Origin of the sequence: Leucobacter luti, from assembly GCF_050310065.1 — a bacterium.
In the GTDB taxonomy this organism is placed as follows: domain Bacteria; phylum Actinomycetota; class Actinomycetes; order Actinomycetales; family Microbacteriaceae; genus Leucobacter; species Leucobacter luti_B.
Map to the genome: position 1 here is coordinate 1045048 of NZ_CP190007.1, position 15376 is coordinate 1060423.

At 70.2% G+C, this 15376-nt stretch carries 14 protein-coding genes and 1 tRNA gene; 8 read left to right on the forward strand and 7 right to left on the reverse strand.

Going from position 1 to position 15376, the window contains the following annotated elements:
- Nucleotides 1–369: 369 nt before the first annotated feature.
- On the forward strand, nucleotides 370–1116 hold the full coding sequence (locus tag ACOPJ3_RS04740; RefSeq protein ID WP_427870687.1) for an NlpC/P60 family protein: 747 nt from the start codon (nucleotides 370–372) through the stop codon (nucleotides 1114–1116).
- Between the two features lie 142 nt (nucleotides 1117–1258).
- Here ACOPJ3_RS04740 and ACOPJ3_RS04745 read toward each other — a convergent pair whose 3' ends face one another.
- The 5 genes from ACOPJ3_RS04745 to ACOPJ3_RS04765 form a co-directional block, all read right to left on the reverse strand.
- Nucleotides 1259–2179 (reverse strand): metal ABC transporter permease, encoded by a 921-nt coding sequence (locus ACOPJ3_RS04745; RefSeq protein WP_427870688.1) that lies wholly within the window; start codon nucleotides 2177–2179, stop codon nucleotides 1259–1261.
- A complete protein-coding gene (locus ACOPJ3_RS04750; RefSeq protein WP_427870689.1) occupies nucleotides 2176–2919 on the reverse strand; it encodes a metal ABC transporter ATP-binding protein in 744 nt (247 codons plus the stop codon). The genes ACOPJ3_RS04745 and ACOPJ3_RS04750 overlap by 4 nt, the downstream gene beginning before the upstream one ends.
- A gap of 2 nt (nucleotides 2920–2921) precedes the next feature.
- Nucleotides 2922–3890: a metal ABC transporter substrate-binding protein gene (locus tag ACOPJ3_RS04755; protein WP_427870690.1), complete on the reverse strand. Its 969-nt coding sequence runs from the start codon at nucleotides 3888–3890 to the stop codon at nucleotides 2922–2924.
- Between the two features lie 236 nt (nucleotides 3891–4126).
- Nucleotides 4127–4199 (reverse strand) — tRNA-Arg (locus ACOPJ3_RS04760).
- A gap of 74 nt (nucleotides 4200–4273) precedes the next feature.
- Nucleotides 4274–4816, reverse strand: a complete 543-nt coding sequence (locus ACOPJ3_RS04765; protein WP_427870691.1) for a hypothetical protein — start codon at nucleotides 4814–4816, stop codon at nucleotides 4274–4276.
- Between the two features lie 33 nt (nucleotides 4817–4849).
- On the opposite strand from ACOPJ3_RS04765, the gene ACOPJ3_RS04770 reads away from it, so the two are divergent.
- The 7 genes from ACOPJ3_RS04770 (at nucleotide 4850) to ACOPJ3_RS04800 (ending at nucleotide 14386) form a co-directional block, all read left to right on the forward strand.
- A complete protein-coding gene (locus ACOPJ3_RS04770; RefSeq protein WP_427870692.1) occupies nucleotides 4850–6484 on the forward strand; it encodes an EamA family transporter in 1635 nt (544 codons plus the stop codon).
- Complete coding sequence (locus ACOPJ3_RS04775; protein ID WP_427870693.1) at nucleotides 6481–6747, forward strand: hypothetical protein; 267 nt, start codon at nucleotides 6481–6483, stop codon at nucleotides 6745–6747. Before ACOPJ3_RS04770 ends, ACOPJ3_RS04775 begins: the two co-directional genes overlap by 4 nt.
- A 134-nt stretch (nucleotides 6748–6881) precedes the next feature.
- Complete coding sequence (locus ACOPJ3_RS04780; RefSeq protein WP_427870694.1) at nucleotides 6882–8303, forward strand: NAD(P)/FAD-dependent oxidoreductase; 1422 nt, start codon at nucleotides 6882–6884, stop codon at nucleotides 8301–8303.
- Nucleotides 8300–8665, forward strand: a complete 366-nt coding sequence (locus tag ACOPJ3_RS04785) for a cupin domain-containing protein (RefSeq protein ID WP_427870695.1) — start codon at nucleotides 8300–8302, stop codon at nucleotides 8663–8665. Before ACOPJ3_RS04780 ends, ACOPJ3_RS04785 begins: the two co-directional genes overlap by 4 nt.
- 182 nt (nucleotides 8666–8847) lie before the next feature.
- The gene (locus ACOPJ3_RS04790; RefSeq protein WP_427870696.1) at nucleotides 8848–10197 is read left to right on the forward strand and encodes a uracil-xanthine permease family protein; all 1350 of its coding nucleotides are present in this window, start codon (nucleotides 8848–8850) and stop codon (nucleotides 10195–10197) included.
- 107 nt (nucleotides 10198–10304) lie between these two features.
- On the forward strand, nucleotides 10305–14159 hold the full coding sequence (locus ACOPJ3_RS04795) for an AAA family ATPase (protein WP_427870697.1): 3855 nt from the start codon (nucleotides 10305–10307) through the stop codon (nucleotides 14157–14159).
- 56 nt (nucleotides 14160–14215) lie between these two features.
- Complete coding sequence (locus ACOPJ3_RS04800) at nucleotides 14216–14386, forward strand: hypothetical protein (RefSeq protein WP_427870698.1); 171 nt, start codon at nucleotides 14216–14218, stop codon at nucleotides 14384–14386.
- 13 nt (nucleotides 14387–14399) lie between these two features.
- Here ACOPJ3_RS04800 and ACOPJ3_RS04805 read toward each other — a convergent pair whose 3' ends face one another.
- Both ACOPJ3_RS04805 and ACOPJ3_RS04810 read right to left on the reverse strand, forming a co-directional pair.
- Nucleotides 14400–14717: an FmdB family zinc ribbon protein gene (locus ACOPJ3_RS04805; protein ID WP_427870699.1), complete on the reverse strand. Its 318-nt coding sequence runs from the start codon at nucleotides 14715–14717 to the stop codon at nucleotides 14400–14402.
- A gap of 10 nt (nucleotides 14718–14727) precedes the next feature.
- The gene (locus ACOPJ3_RS04810; RefSeq protein ID WP_427870700.1) at nucleotides 14728–15321 is read right to left on the reverse strand and encodes a 5-formyltetrahydrofolate cyclo-ligase; all 594 of its coding nucleotides are present in this window, start codon (nucleotides 15319–15321) and stop codon (nucleotides 14728–14730) included.
- Between the last annotated feature and the right edge of the window lie 55 nt (nucleotides 15322–15376).

Here is a 15376-nt window from a genome sequence, read left to right on the forward strand (position 1 = left end):
AGGAGAGAGTTTGGGTCAACTCAACCGGGAGCTGGGGCGGGATCGGCCCGCACCTCCCGCTGAGTTGACCCAAACTGTGCGCTTCTGCGTTCCAGGGGATACTTTGGGTCAACTCAGCCGGGAGCGGGGCGGGGCGGAGCGGGGCGGGGCAGAGCGGGGCGGGGCGGATCGCTCGGCGTCGAGACAGTTGTACTGTCGGAGGGCCCGATCCGGGGCCTGGAATGCGCGAAGTTTCAAGTCGCATTGAGGGTTTCGTGACCTGAGCGTGACATTCCCGTGATCTTCGGTTAGCCTTGAACGCGTTGTGGCCGAGGACCATCCTCGAGCATGAAGAAAACCAGGCAATCAAAGGTTAGGCAGATTAGTCACGTGACTCAGAACCCCACCACGGATATCGCACTGGCGGAGGACGCCGCCAAGCCGGCATCCACGAAGACGAAGCGTTTCGCTCAGATGGCAGGGGCCGCGGCTCTCAGCCTCGGCATGGTTGGCACCTTCGGTCTCCCCGCTTACGCGGTGACCCCGGATCCCGAGGGCGCTCCCGACGGCTTCACCCAGACTCAGACCCTCAAGACGGTCAACGTCGACGCTGAGGTGCTGCCGCTCTCCGCTCCTGATGGGGCGGTCGGCGAGGACATCCTCGCTGAGGAGGCCGCAGCGAAGGCTGCCGCCGAGGCCGAGAAGAAGGCCGCCGAGGCGCAGCGCAACGCCAACACCGAGACCAACCAGCAGAACAACGGGCAGGCGAACACCCAGTCGCAGCAGCAGGGCGCTGACGTTCCCGCCGGCTCGGGCGCGCAGGGCATCGTGAGCGCTGCGCTCGCTCAGCTCGGCCAGTTCCAGGACTGCACGGCGCTCGTCGAGCGCTCGCTCCGCGCGATCGGCGTTCCCGCCGGTGACCTCGGCACCCAGATCGGTGAGTACACCGCTCTCGGCGGCACGCAGGTGACCAACGGCGCTTACGCCCCGGGCGACATCCTCGTCTGGTCGGGTCGCCACGTTGCCGTGTACATCGGCAACGGACAGGCCGTGCACGGCGGATACGGTGGAAACCAGACCGTCGTCGCGAGCGCGTTCCTCGACGGGCAGCCCAGCGGCGTTGTTCGCTTCGGCTAAGACTTCGATGAAGACGTGCTCGGAGCGTCGGATCCTCTGACGCTCCGCAGACGACAAGAGCGGGTGGGACTTCGGTCCCACCCGCTCTTGCGTTTCCCGCCCGCGCGGCCGAGGGCTGCCCGCATCTCGGCCGCGCGGGGAGTCAGACCACCGTCGAGGCGTTCCGCGGCTCGGCGGAGCCGGCGGAGGGTGCGGAGGCCATAGCCTCAGCGGACCTGCGCCTCGCGGCGACGAGCTGGGTCACGATCCCGCGCCGAGGCGCGAACAGGAACGCGAGGGCGAACGCAGCGCCCTGGGCGAGCACGATCGTGCCGCCCGTGGCGGTGTCGAGGTAGTAGCTCAGGTACACGCCCGCGACGGCGCAGGTCACGGCGATCGTGGGGGAGATCACGAGCATCCGGCCGAAGCGGTCGGTCAGCAGGTACGCCGTGGCACCAGGGATGATGAGCATCGCGACGACGAGGATCACGCCGACGGCCTGGAGCGCGACGACCGCCGTGAGCGCCAGGATCCCGAGCAGCGCCGCGCCGAGAAGTCGCGGGTTGAGGCCGATGGCGTGCGCGTGTGCGGGGTCAAAGGCGTAGAGCGTGAAGTCGTGGCGCTTCGCGATGAGGATCGTGAAGGCGACGGCCGCGAGGATCGCGACCTGCAGGAAATCACCCCAGGAGACGCCGAGGAGGTTGCCGAAGATGATGTGGTTGAGGTCCGTCTGCGACGGGGTGACCGAGATCAGGACGAGTCCGAGCGCGAAGAGCGTCGTGAAGACGATGCCGATCGCGGCGTCCTCCTTCACCCGGCTGCGGTCGCGCACGGTCCCGATGAGTGCGACGGCGAGGATCCCGAAGACGAGCGCGCCGAGAGCGAAGGGGGCGCCCACAACGTAGGCCAGTACTACCCCGGGGAGCACCGCGTGCGACACGGCGTCCCCCATGAGCGACCAGCCGACGAGCACGAGCCAGCAGGAGAGGACGGCGCAGACGATCGACGCGACCGCGGCGGTCGCGAGCGCGCGGGTCATGAAGTCATAGGCGAGGGGGTCGAAGACGAGGTCGAGCGGGTTCATGCGGCGGCCTCCTGCGCGACGGGATCCAGGCCGAAGGCCCGCGCGAGGTTTTCGGGCCGCAGCACCTCCTGCGGGGTGTCATGCAGCAGCACGGTCCGGCGGAGCAGGACGGCCTCGTCCGCGAGGCCGGGCAGTGCGTGGAGGTCGTGCGTGGAGACGAGAACGGTGGCACCGCCGTCCGCCAGTTCGCGCAGCAGCCGCGTGATGGTCGATTCTGAGCGCTTGTCGACCCCGGCGAACGGCTCGTCAAGCAGGAGGATGTCTGCGCCCTGCGCGATCCCGCGGGCTACGAAGGCCCGCTTGCGCTGGCCGCCTGAGAGCTCGCCGATCTGGCGATCAGCGAAAGACTCGAGCTCGACGCGTTCCAGCGCGCCGGCGACGGCGGCGCGATCCTCCCGACGCGGCCTGCGAGCCGGGCCCATCCGCCCGTATCGACCGGTCATCACCACGTCGCGGACTGAGAGTGGGAAGGTCCAGTCGACGTCCTCGCTCTGGGGGACGTAGCCGATCGAGCCCGCCTTCCGCGCGACCGCGGGATCCACCCCGTCGAGCAGGATCCGCCCGCACTCGGGGCGGAGCATCCCCATGATCGACTTGAAGAGCGTCGACTTGCCGGAGCCGTTCATCCCGATGAGTCCGCACACCCGAGCCGGGCGAACCGTAAGGCTCGCCCGGTCGAGTGCCGTGACTGCTCCGTATCGCACGGTGATCCCGTCGACGCGGATTGCTGCGCTATTCATTCTTACTTCTCCGTCAGCCCTTCGATGATCGTGTGTGCGTCGTGCCGAATGAGCTCGAGATAGCTTGGGACCGGACCGCCGGCCTCCGAGAGCGAGTCGACGTAGAGCGTGCCGCCGAACTTCGCGCTGGTTGCGTCAACGACCTGCTGCATCGGCGCGTCGGACACGGTCGACTCGCAGAAGACGGCCGGAACCTCGTTCTGCTTGACGAACTCGATGGCCGACGCGATCTGTTGCGGGGTGGCCTGCTGCTCGGCGTTGACCGCCCAGATGTACTTCTCCGAGAGCCCGGCGTCGCGCGCGAGGTAGGAGAAGGCCCCCTCGCAGGTGACGAGCGCCCGCTGGCTCGCGGGAAGCGCGGAGAGTTCGGATACGAGCTCATCCTGGACCTGCTGGAGCCCGGCGTTGTATGCCTCGGCGTTCGCCGTGAACTCGTCGGCGTGCTCGGGAGCGAGCTTCGCGAAGGCCTTCGCCATGTTGTCTGCGTACTGCTGCACGTTGAGCGGGCTCATCCAGGCGTGCGGATTCGGGAGCCCCTGATAGGCATCCTCAGCGATGTCTATGGTCTCGACGCCCTCGCTGACCACGACGTGCGGCACGTCGAGATCCTGCACGAACTTCTCGAACCACGCCTCGAGGTTCATGCCGTTGTCGAGGATCAGGTCGGCGTCGGCCGCCCGCTTGATGTCGCCCGGCGTGGGCTCGTAGCCGTGGATCTCGGCGCCGGGCTTCGTGATCGACTCGACGCGCAGCTTGTCGCCCGCCACGTTCTCCGCGATGTCCTCGAGCACCGTGAAAGTGGTCAGCACCACCGGCCGGTCGTCGGCCTGCACGGACCCCTGCGGTGACTCCGGCGCGGAGCCTGAGCAGGCCGAAAGCCCGAGGCCGAGGGCCGCGATCGCGACCAGGGAGGCGGCGCGGGCGAAGTGCGGGTGCGGGCGCGGGCTGATCGTGCGGACGCTTGGAGACATGGGCGGTCCTCATTTCCGTGGGTGTGGCGCTGGTTCGAGTACCAAGATACTAATGTTCGCCCTGTCGAACTTTCAAGTGCAGTATGTCGAATGCGCGCTGACATGACTGCGTGGCCCGGATCCGGAGTCGCCGAGGGCGCTCGCGATCGGGCGCGCAGAAGAGGGTGCGCCGATCGGGCGCCTTGCGGCGGCCCGGCGACCCGGAGGCCCTGAGGCCCTGCGAGTAGAAGAGTGAGTGCCCTGGAGAGGAATCGAACCTCCGACACCTTCTTTAGGAGAGAAGTGCTCTATCCACTGAGCTACCAAGGCGGGGACGCGGCGCTGCCGCGACCCTGGAAGTCTAGCGCACCTCGCCGCCCCGATCGCGCCCGCTGTACCCGAGGTTACGGAGCGAGGAGGGGGAGGCGGTCGTTGAAGAAGGCGGCGAGCGGCGGGGCGCCCGCGAGCGGAGCGCCCGCGCGCCAGCGCACCCGGAAGTCGCCGTCGGCGTAGCCGACCGGGAGCGCGGGGTCGTCGTCCGTGGGGGCAGGTGCAGGCGGGAAGCCGAGCGGCACCGCGTCGAAGTTCACGGGCTCGCCCTCCGCGAAGCCGCCGCGCAGCGCCGCCGCTGCGATCTCGCGCCGCTCCTCGCGCGACAGCGACTGATACCCCGGCCGCCCGCGCTCCGCCGCCCGCGTCGAGCGGCCGTGCGCGAAGAGCCGCCCGTCCTCGGCGAGCAGCAGGGTCCCGATCCGCCACACCCTGCCGAGCGGCTGCATGGTCGGCTTGCGGGTCACGAGGAGCTTCCGCCGCGCGGGAACGTACTGCGCGAGCGCCTCGCTCGGCACCCCGGCCGACGCGAGCCAAGCGGCCGCGGAGGAGCAGGCGGCGGCGGCTCGAGCAACGGCGGCCTCGCGCGCAGCCTCGCGCCCCTCCTGCCCGGTCATGCGGCAAGTCTAGTCCGGGCTACCATGGGCCTGATGAGCACTCTTCCGTCGACGCGGGCGAACACCATCAGGGCGATGCTGCTCGTGCTCGTCGGCTCGGCCGGCATGCAGTTCTCCGCGGTGCTCGCGCTCGGGCTCTTCCCCGAACTCGGCGTGCTCGGCACGAGCGCGACGCGCATGGCCATCGCCGCGATCTTCCTACTCGCGATCTTCCGGCCGCGGCTGCGCGGCCGCACTGGCCGCGAGTGGGCCGGGATCGTGCTCTACGGCGTCGCGATGGCCGCGATGAACGCCTTCCTGTTCCTCGCGGTCGACCGGCTGCCGCTCGGGATCGCGACGACGATCGACTTCCTCGGCCCGTGCGCCGTGGCGCTCGCCGCCTCGCGTCGGATCCGCGAGGGCTTGCTCGCGCTCGTCGCACTCGGCGGCGTCGTGCTGATCGCGGGGTTCGGCGGCCCGCTCGACCCGCTCGGCGTGCTCTTCGCGGCGCTCGCCGGCGCGGGCTTCGGGCTCTACACCCTGCTCGCGGCCCGGATCGGCCAGTCGGAGGGCGGCCTGCCGAGCATCGCGCTCTCCGTCGCCGTCGCCGCGATCCTGACCCTCCCGTTCTCGGCGCCCACGGTGCCGCACATCCGAGTGGAGCACCTGCTCCCGCTCGTGGCCTCGGCGCTCCTCGGCACGGCGCTCGCCTTCTCGGTCGACACGCTCGCCGGCCGCTTCACGACCGCCCGCGTGCTGGGCGTGTTCTTCGCCTTCGACCCGGCGCTCGGCACGATCGTCGGGGCGCTCGTGCTGGGCCAGGTGCTCACGCCGGCCGCGTTCCTCGGCGTGCTGCTCGTGGTCGTCGCCGGCGCGGGGATCGTGTGGCTCGCGGGCAGGCGCGGCGATCCGGGGCCGCGGCCGTATGCTGGTCCCGTGGCACAGCAGACGGGGATCGAGTCCGAAGAGGTCGAGCGCAAGTACGAGGTGCGCGAGGGGGCGACGCTTCCCGGCGCTGAGGCCTTCGCGGCGATCGGCCTCTCGGCCGAAGCCCCCGAGGTGCATCACCTGGTCGCGAGCTATTTCGACACTCCGGATCGCGCGCTCGCCGCGCAGGGGCTTGCCGTGCGCTCGCGCGCAGGAGGCACGGACGCCGGCTGGCACCTGAAGCGCCGCGGCGCCGACGGCGTGCATGAGACGGGCTGGCCATCCTCGCCCGAGATGCCGGAGGCGCTCGCCGCGGAGATCCGGGATCGCATCGGTGAGGAGGGGCTCGCGCGTCTCCGCGCCGTTGCAGAGCTCCGCACGACCCGCACCGTCGTCGTGCTGCGCGACCGGGAGCCCGGATCCGGATCCGGCGCCGAATCGGGCGGCCTCATCGAGATCGCCGACGACGAGGTCTTCGCGATCGATCGCCAGGCCGAAAGCGCGGCCGATGAGGTGCGCCGCGCCTGGCGCGAGTGGGAGGCGGAGATGCTCGGGGGAGCGGATCGCGCCTGGCTCGACCGGCTCGAGCCCGTGCTGCTCGCCGCGGGGGCGTCCCCGTCGCCGAGCATCGCGAAGATCGCGCGCGCCACGGGCCAGCTCGCGGGGCTCGCGCGTGCGAAGGGCGCGGACGCCGCGCTCGTCTCCGAGCTCGGTGAACTCGAACGCGCTGATCAGGCGAGGGCGCGTAGGCTGGACTCATGAGCAAGGGTTCGGGGCCGGGGAACGTGCGCAAGACCGGCGGCGGGAACGGCGCAGGCGGCGGAAAGAACTCAAACGGCGCCAACCGCGGCAAGGGCGACGAGGTCTCGCCCGAGGCGCGCCGCAAGCAGATGATCGTCGCGCTCGTGATCGGCCTCGTGATGGGCGTCATCCTCGGTGCGCTCACGCAGTTCTGGCTGTGGGTGCCCGCAGGGCTCGCGATGGGCCTCGGAACCGGCGCCATCATGAAGCCGCCCGCGGAGTAGCTGCTGGCACCGGCTTCGCTCCGGATCCATCGCCGGATCGGGGGCTTCCGCGCGTGTCAACGGCATTGACATTGACATTTACATTCCGACGCTCGTGTGCGAAGATCGAAGTGGAAACCGAGGACGAGGACCACATGCACTCCACCATTTTTGAAACGAACCGACCCGCCGCGAAGATCGTCGACGAGTCGCTCGCCGGCACGAAGCTCGGCTGCTTCTGGATCGACGACGTCGCAGACTCCGCGGCGAAGTACCCCCCGCTCGCGGGCGACACCCGCGTTGACGACGCCGTCGTCGGCGGCGGCTTCGCCGGGCTCTGGACCGCGATCAAGCTGAAGACGGAGCACCCCGAGCGCCGCGTCGTGCTGCTCGAGGCCGTGCGCATCGGCTGGGCGGCCTCCGGCCGCAACGGCGGCTTCTGCGAGGCCAGCATCACCCACGGCGAGCCCAACGCCGAGTCCCGCTGGCCCGATCAGACCGGCACGCTGCGCAGGCTCGGCTACGAGAACCTCGACGCCATGGAGGCCTTCTTCGAGGAGCACAAGCTCGACGTCGACTTCGAACGCACGGGCCAGCTGTCGGTCGCGAACGAGCCGTACCAGGTCGAGTGGCTGGGGGAGAGCGCGGATCCGCACGTCGTGACCCTCGACCAGGCCGAGGTGCAGGCGCGCATCAAATCACCCACGTTCCTCGGCGGCGGGTTCTCGCCGAAGGAGAACGCGAACCTGCACCCGGCGAAGCTCGCGGCCGAGCTCGCGCGGCACGCGGCCGAGATCGGCGTCGAAATCCACGAGCGCACGCCCGTGAAGCGGCTCGAGGGCGGCGCGGATGCGCCGATCCGCCTCGAGACCGACCACGGCGCGGTCACGGCTGAGCGCGTCGCGCTCTGCACGAACGTCTTCCCGTCGCTGCTCAAGCGCTACCGCTTCCACACGGTGCCCGTGTACGACTACGTGCTCATGACCGAGCCGCTGACGGACGAGCAGCTCGCTTCGATCGGCTGGGACGGCCGCGAGGGGCTCGCCGACATGGCGAACCAGTTCCACTACTCGCGCCTCACGAAGGACAACCGGATCCTGTGGGGCGGCTACGACGCGGTCTACTTCTCGGGCGGCAAGATCAAGCCGGAGTACGAGGACCGGATGGAGAGCCACCGCAAGCTCGCGAGCCACTTCTTCACGACGTTCCCGCAGCTCGCGGGCCTGAAGTTCACGCACCGCTGGGCCGGCGTCATCGACACGAGCACCCGCTTCTGCGCCTTCTTCGGGCAGGCCTACGGCGGCCGCGTCCAGTACGTCGCGGGCTTCACCGGCCTCGGCGTCGGGGCGACCCACTTCGCCGCAGACGTGCTCGTCGACCGCTTCGAGGGCCGCGTCACCGAGCGCACGGAACTCGAGATGGTGCAGGACATCCCGCTCCCGTTCCCGCCCGAGCCCGCGGCGTCGATCGGGATCAACCTCACCCGCTGGGCCCTCGACCGCGCGGATCACAACGGCGGCAAGCGCAACGCGCTGCTGAAGACACTCGACGCACTCGGATTGGGGTTCGACTCATGAGCACGCAGGCATCGCTTCCCTCGGACGCGAACGGAATGATCACCGGAACGAACGTCGAGGTCGAGCTGGAGGCCGTGACCGAGGACGACGTCGTCACGGGCGCCCCGAGCCACGGCACGCTCGAGCTCGGCTCAATCGCCGGGGCAGAGGTCGGCATCTGGGAGCTGCGCGGCGGCACCGTGACCGACACGGAGATCGACGAGATCTTCGTCGTGCTCTCGGGCAGCGCCCTCATCGAGTTCGTCGAGGAGGACCGCACGATCGAGGTCGGCCCGGGCGACGTCGTGCGGCTCGTCGCAGGATCCCGCACGCGCTGGACCGTCGAGGACCACATTCGCAAGGTCTACATCGCGGAGTCCTGATCCGGGGCGACCCGATCACTCCTCTCGAATACGCACGGCGCGGGATCCGGATCCGGATCCCGCGCCGTCGTCGTCTCCAAAGCTGCTTCCTGAGAGCCCGCTGAGCGCTACAATGGCTGATTGGCCGCGCGCTTGAGGGGGTGAACGCGAGGTGACACTCGGTACACCCCGAAGGAGCCACGATGGCGCTGCCCTGGAAGCTGCACGGAGACGGCAAGCACGTCTCACCCGACGCGATCGTCCTGCCCGAGGAGCGGATGGGCTGGACCCGCACGATCGGGTTCGGCGCCCAGCACGTCGTCGCGATGTTCGGCGCGACCTTCCTCGTGCCCCTGCTCACGGGCTTCCCGCCCACCGCGACCCTGTTCTTCTCGGGCCTCGGCACCATGCTGTTCCTCGTGCTCACGGGCAACCGCCTGCCGAGCTACCTGGGCTCCTCCTTCGCCTTCATCGCGCCCATCATGGCGGCGCTCGCGGGCGGTGACGACCTCGGCCGCGCCTCGTTCGGGATCCTCGCGATCGGCGTGCTCATGGCGATCGTCGGCCTCATCGTCGCCCGCTTCGGCACGGGCTGGATCAACGCCCTCATGCCGCCCGTGGTCATGGGCGCGATCGTCGCGCTGATCGGCTTCAACCTGGCGCCCGCGGTGAAGAACAACTGGAACGCGACGGAGCTCTCCGGCTGGGTCGCGCTCATCACGATCGTCGCGGTGCTGCTCATCACGGTGCTCTTCCGTGGTCTCATCGGCCGCCTCTCGATCGTGCTCGGCATGGTCGTCGGCTACGTCGCCGCGGTGTTCATGGGCGAGGTCGACTTCTCGGCCGTCGAGTCGGCCGCCTGGGTCGGGCTGCCGGCGTTCCACACGGTCGGCAATCCGTTCGCCGACCCGACGCTCTGGGGTCTGCTCCCCGCGTTCCTCCCGGTCGTGCTCGTGCTCATCGCTGAGAACGTGGGCCACGTGAAGAGCGTCGGCCTCATGGTCGGCCGCGACCTCGACCCCGTGACGGGCCGCGCCCTGCTCGCCGACGGCATCTCGACGATGCTCGCCGGCTTCGGCGGCGGATCCGGCACGACGACCTACGGCGAGAACATCGGCGTCATGGCCGCGACCCGCGTCTACTCGACGGCGGCCTACTGGGTTGCCGGCATCATCGCCATGCTGCTGAGCTTCTCACCGAAGGTCGGCGCGATTATCTTCTCCGTGCCCTCCGGCGTGCTCGCGGGCGTCACGGTCGCACTCTACGGACTCATCGGCCTGATCGGCGTGAAGATCTGGATCGACAACAAGGTCGACTTCTCGAAGCCGATCAACCAGTTCTCGGCGGCGGTCCCGCTCATCGTGGGCATCGCAGACTTCACGGTGCAGCTGGGCGCCGTCGTGTTCAACGGCATCGCTCTCGGCACGATCGCGGCCATCTGCGTGTACCACCTCATGCGGGTGCTCGCGAAGCTGCGCGGCGGCGAGATGGACGTCGCGGATCCGGTCGTCACGGGCACGAACGAGGCCGTCTCCGCGGGGGAGCGGCACTAACCCGAACCGGAAAAGCGCACTTGCGCTGAAAATCCCAGGGAATCCGCGCGGCGTGAATCGCCGCGCGGATTCCCGTTTTTCTTGAGATCGCGACGTAAGGTGTCGGTGTGTGGAGTGTAGATCGGCGTCGGCGTCCGGATAAGGGACGCGACGAGAACGGTGCGGAAACGACGGCCGCGCGGCCGAGCGCGGCCGACGCCGCGACCGAGCGCGCCGCAAAGGCCCAGGAGCCCGCGGAGCCGGGCGGTGCGCCCCGCAGCGAGGGCTCGCTCGCGACCGCACCGCGCCCGCAGGCGGAGCAGAAGCCCAGCCCGGAGAAGGACCTCGCGTCCCGGATCGCGGGCCCCGTCGCGCTCGTCGACGCCTATGCGGACGAGCACGCCGACTGGCGCCGTGAGCTCGCCACGATCGGCGGATCGAACCCGCTGCTCCACTTCGACGACCGCACCCCGAACCGGATCGAGCTCTCGACCACCCACCCCGGCGGCCTGCCGCAGTTCATCACGGGGAACAAGATCCTGCTCTCGGCGCTGATCCGCGATGATCTCGCGCTGCGCCACGCGCGCGCGGCCGCGGCCCGCGTCACCGACAAGGCCATCGAGATGCGGACCGTGCGCGGCCTCGAGACCGTCAACCTCGGCGTCGGGATCGCGAAGTGGAGCTTCGAGGGCGAGTCGTTCTGCGCGCCCGTGCTGCTCCGCCCGCTCGCGATCCGCCGCTACGGCCGCGACTTCGAGCTCAAGCTCAAGCAGTTCCCCGTCGTGAACTCCGAGCTGATCCGCGTGCTGCGCGAGCAGTTCGGGATCACGCTCGACGCGCGCTCGCTCATCGAACTCTCGCAGTCCGAGGGCGTGTTCAAGCCGCAGCCCGTGATCGACCGGCTCCGCCAGATGGTCGCCGGGGTGCCGGAGTTCGTGGTGCAGCCGCGGCTCGTCGTCTCCTCGTTCCACAACGTGTCGCAGCGCATGGTCGCCGACGCGAAAGACCTGAACGCTCCGATCCTCGCCGCGATCTGCGGCAACGAGCCCGCGAAGAAGGCGCTCGAGCAGGCGTATCGACCCGTCAGCGCGACGCCGCCTGACGACCGCTCGCCCGACACCGACCGGTACCTCTACGACGCCGACGCGGAGCAGGACGACGTGCTCGCCCAGATCGACGCGGGCCACTCGGTCGTGGTCCACGCGCTCCCCGGCACGGGTGGGACGCAGACCGTGGTGAACGCGATCGGCAGCCTCGTGCGCGCCGACAAGCGCGTGCTCGTCGTGTCGCCGCGCCGCGCGACCCTCGACGGCATCACTCACAGGCTCACGCGCGCCGGCCTCGCAGGCCTTTCGGTGAGCCCGCGCAGGCTCCGCCGCAATCTCGTCGAGTCGATCAGCCGCAACGAGAACGCCCGGCCCGAGCAGCTGCGCGACGTGGACGAGGCGCTCACGCGCCTGCGCGGCGTGCTGCTCGACTACCAGGAGGCGCTCTCCGAGCCCGACAAGCGCTTTGGCGTCTCGCCGCTCGACGCGCTCCGCAGACTCACGGTGCTTTCCCTCGGCGAGCGGCCGCCCTCGACGACCGTCCGCCTCGACGATCAGGCGCTCGGCCAGCTCACCCTCGATCGCTCGGCCGTCGCCGAGGATCTCACGGAGGTCGCGCGCCTCGGCCAGTTCCAGTACGGCCCCGAGGACTCGCCCTGGTACGGCGTCGACTTCTCGACGACGGAGGAGGCGCGCTCGGCCTACGGGCTCGCCGTCGACCTCGCCGAATCGCAACTTCCCCGCCTCATCTCGATGTCGAACGAGGTCATCGGGCAGACGCCCATGCGCCCCTACGAGACGATCGCGGAGCTCGGCGTCTACCTCCGGCTCCTCATGGGGATCCGCGAGACGCTCGACCGCTTCAAGGACGAGGTCTACGACCGCTCCCTCACGGAGGTCATCGCGGCGCACGCGCCCCGCGGCGGCGACGAGATGTCGTCGGCCAACAAGCGCCGCCTGCGTAAGCTCGCCCGCGAGTACGTGCGCCCCGGCGTGCACATCACCGACATGTACGCGCGGCTCGTGCAGATTCAGCAGCAGCGGGTGCTGTGGCAGCGCTACACGACCGTCGCGGGCACCAGGCCGACTCCGCCGCTCGGGATCGCCGACGTCGTCGTCGCGTACCAGTCGGCCTATCAGGATCTCGACGAGCTCGATCGGGTGCTCGGCACCTCGGGCGATGCGAACCGCATGAAGAACCTCTCGCTCGGGGCCCTCGCGACACGGATCTCGGATCTCGCGCGCGAGTCCGAGGTACTGCAGAACATCCAGGAGCGCACGACGATCGTCGAGCGCATGCGCGCCGCGCACCTGGAGCCCCTGCTCGCCGACCTCTCCGTGCGCCACGTGCCCGCGGAGGACGTCTCGGGCGAGCTCGAGCTCGCCTGGTGGCAATCGGCGCTCGAGCGCATGCTGCAGACGAACCCGGCGCTGCTGAGCGCGAGCACGAGCGTGATCGAGCGGCTCGAGGCCGACTTCCGGCTCGTGGACGACGCGCACGCCGGCGCGAACGGATCCCTCCTCGCGGCGAAGCTCGCCGACGCCTGGCGCGTCGCCGTGCTCGACAACAAGCAGGAGGCGCTCGCGCTGCGCGAGGCGCTGCGGAGTGGCTACGCCTCGGCGGTCACGCTCGCCCGCCGCGCGCCAACCCTGCTCTCGACGCTCGCGCCCGTCTGGACCATGTCGCCCTACGAGGTTGCGCAGCTGCCCGACGCCATGCGCTTCGACACGGTGATCCTCGTCGACGCCGGCGCGACGACGCTCGTGGAGAACCTCGGCGCGATCCGCCGCGCCGAGCAGGTCGTGGCCTTCGGCGACACCATGACCCAGACGCCCTCGCGCTTCGAGATCGCCGTCGGGGCCACGAGCCACGACGACACCGACTCTGACGACCTCTACGCGCAGTCGGCGTTTGCCAAATTGAGCGAGGTGCTCCCCACGCTCACGCTCACCCGCAGCTACCGCGCGGGCGGCGAGGATCTCACGCAGCTCGTGAACACGCGCTTCTACGGCGGTGCGATCCACTCGCTGCCCTGGGCCGGAAGCTTCCTCGGCCACTCGAGTCTCACGTACGAGTTCGTGCGCGGCGGGCAGGGGCTGCCGGATCAGCACACGGGCGCCGTCGAGAGCACCGACGCCGAGGTGGAGCGCGTCGTGCAGCTCGTGCTCGAGCACGCCAGCGAGCGCTCCGCCGAGTCGCTCATGGTCATCACCGCGAGCGAGCGGCACGCCGTGCGGGTGTACCAGGCCGTGCTGCAGGCGTTCTCGAAGCTGCCCCAGTACCGTGACTTCCTGCTCGGCGAGCGGGCCGAGCCCTTCGCCGTGCTCACGCTCGAGCAGGCGACCGCGCAGAGCCGCGACCGCGTGATCTTCTCGATCGGCTACGGCCGCACGCCCCACGGGCGCGTGCTCTCGAACTTCGGCGCGCTCGGCAGGCCCGGCGGCGAGCGGCTGCTCGCGGTCGCGATGACCCGCGCACGCCGCGCGATGACGATCGTGAGCTGCTTCAAGCCGGAGGATCTCGACGCAGCCCGCATCAAGCACGGTGTGATCGGGCTCTCCGAGATGCTCTCGCTCGAGCACCCGGAGCCCGCTCCGCCCTCGCTTCCCGCGGAGCGCGACCCCATGATCGGGGAGCTCGCCGATCGGCTGGAGGAGCTCGGTCTCACGGTCGCCCTCGACTACCGCGGCGCGATCCCGCTCGCGGCCTCCTACGGGGAGCGCGCCATCGCGATCGACCTCGATCTCGGGGACAGCGGCGACAGCCTGCGCGAGTCGCTCCGGCTGCGGCCCGCGGTGCTCCGCAGGCTCGGCTGGCACTACCACCGGGTGCAGAGCTTCGACCTCTTCGCGAACCCCGACGAGGTCGCGCTCAGGATCGCGCGGATCGTCGGCTACGAGGCCGAGGAGGGCGCCGCCGACTCGGACCGCCAGTGACGGGCGAGGTCGGATCAGGGGAGACGCCCGGGCGACCTCGCCGCAAGCACCGCCGGGTGACGCGGAACGCGCCCGAGGGCGTCGATCCGCGACCCTCGGAGCACCCGCTCGACGCGCGCGCGGCTGAGGACCGACCAGAGGGTTGGGGATCCGGCGCCAAGACCGGCGAGGGCCGTGGCGCGAACGACGAGCGGCTGCAGAGCGATCGCCCGCCGCACTGGGGGTAGCCCGGGAGGCGGGCTAGGAGCTCGAGCCGCCTGAGGAGGAGCCGGATCCGGAACCGGAGCTCGATCCGGAGCCGGATCCCGAGGAGCCCGATCCGGATCCGGATCCCGAGGAGCTCGATCCGGAGCCGGAGCCGGAGCCGGCTGAACCCGAGGCCGCGCGCGAGTCGGTGCGGTAGAAGCCGGAGCCGTTGAACGTGACGCCGAGGGAGCCGAACACCTTGCGCAGCTTGCCGCCGCACTCGGGGCACTCGGTCAGCGCGTCGTCCGAGAAGGACTGGTAGATATCGAAGGCGTGGCCGCAGTCGGCGCAGCGATAGGCGTAAGTAGGCATCGCTCCGATTTTACCCGGTCCCGGCGGGGAAGGTGATGACCCGCTCCGGGGTCACGGCGCCCGTGATCGGAGCGTCGTGGCGCTCGGACGGGAGCGCGGGGAGCACGTCCTCCGAGAACACCACGGCGAAGACTCCGGTATCCGGGTCGACGTTCGCGAGCGCGCGGTCGAAGTAGCCGAGGCCCCAGCCGAGTCGCGTTCCGTCGGGGGCGACCGCGCAGGCCGGGATGAACAGGAGTTCCGCCGTCTCGATCGCCTGTGGCGGAAGCCGCTCACCATCGGGTTCCGCGATGCCGTGGCGGCCGACGACGGTCGCGCGGCCGTCCGCGAGGGCCCACTCCAGCTGGCGGTCCGCGCGGGAGATCGGGAGCAGCACCTCGACGTCGCTCTCGAGCGCCCAGTCGAGGAAGCCCGAGGTGTCCGGCTCGTCGCCGCGGGGCGAATAGCAGGCGACGCGCCTGGCGCCGGACTCGGTGACGAGATCGCGCAGCCGCTCGGTGAGGGCCGTGCGGGCGGCCGCCCTGGCCTCCTGGGTCATGGCGCGACGGCGTGCGCGCACCTCCGCTCGAACGGCGGACTTGAGTGCCGCGGCCTCTGAGTTCATGCGGAATAGCCTATTGCCGCACGCCACGGGGCGGGTTCCCTCATCGAACTTTTCG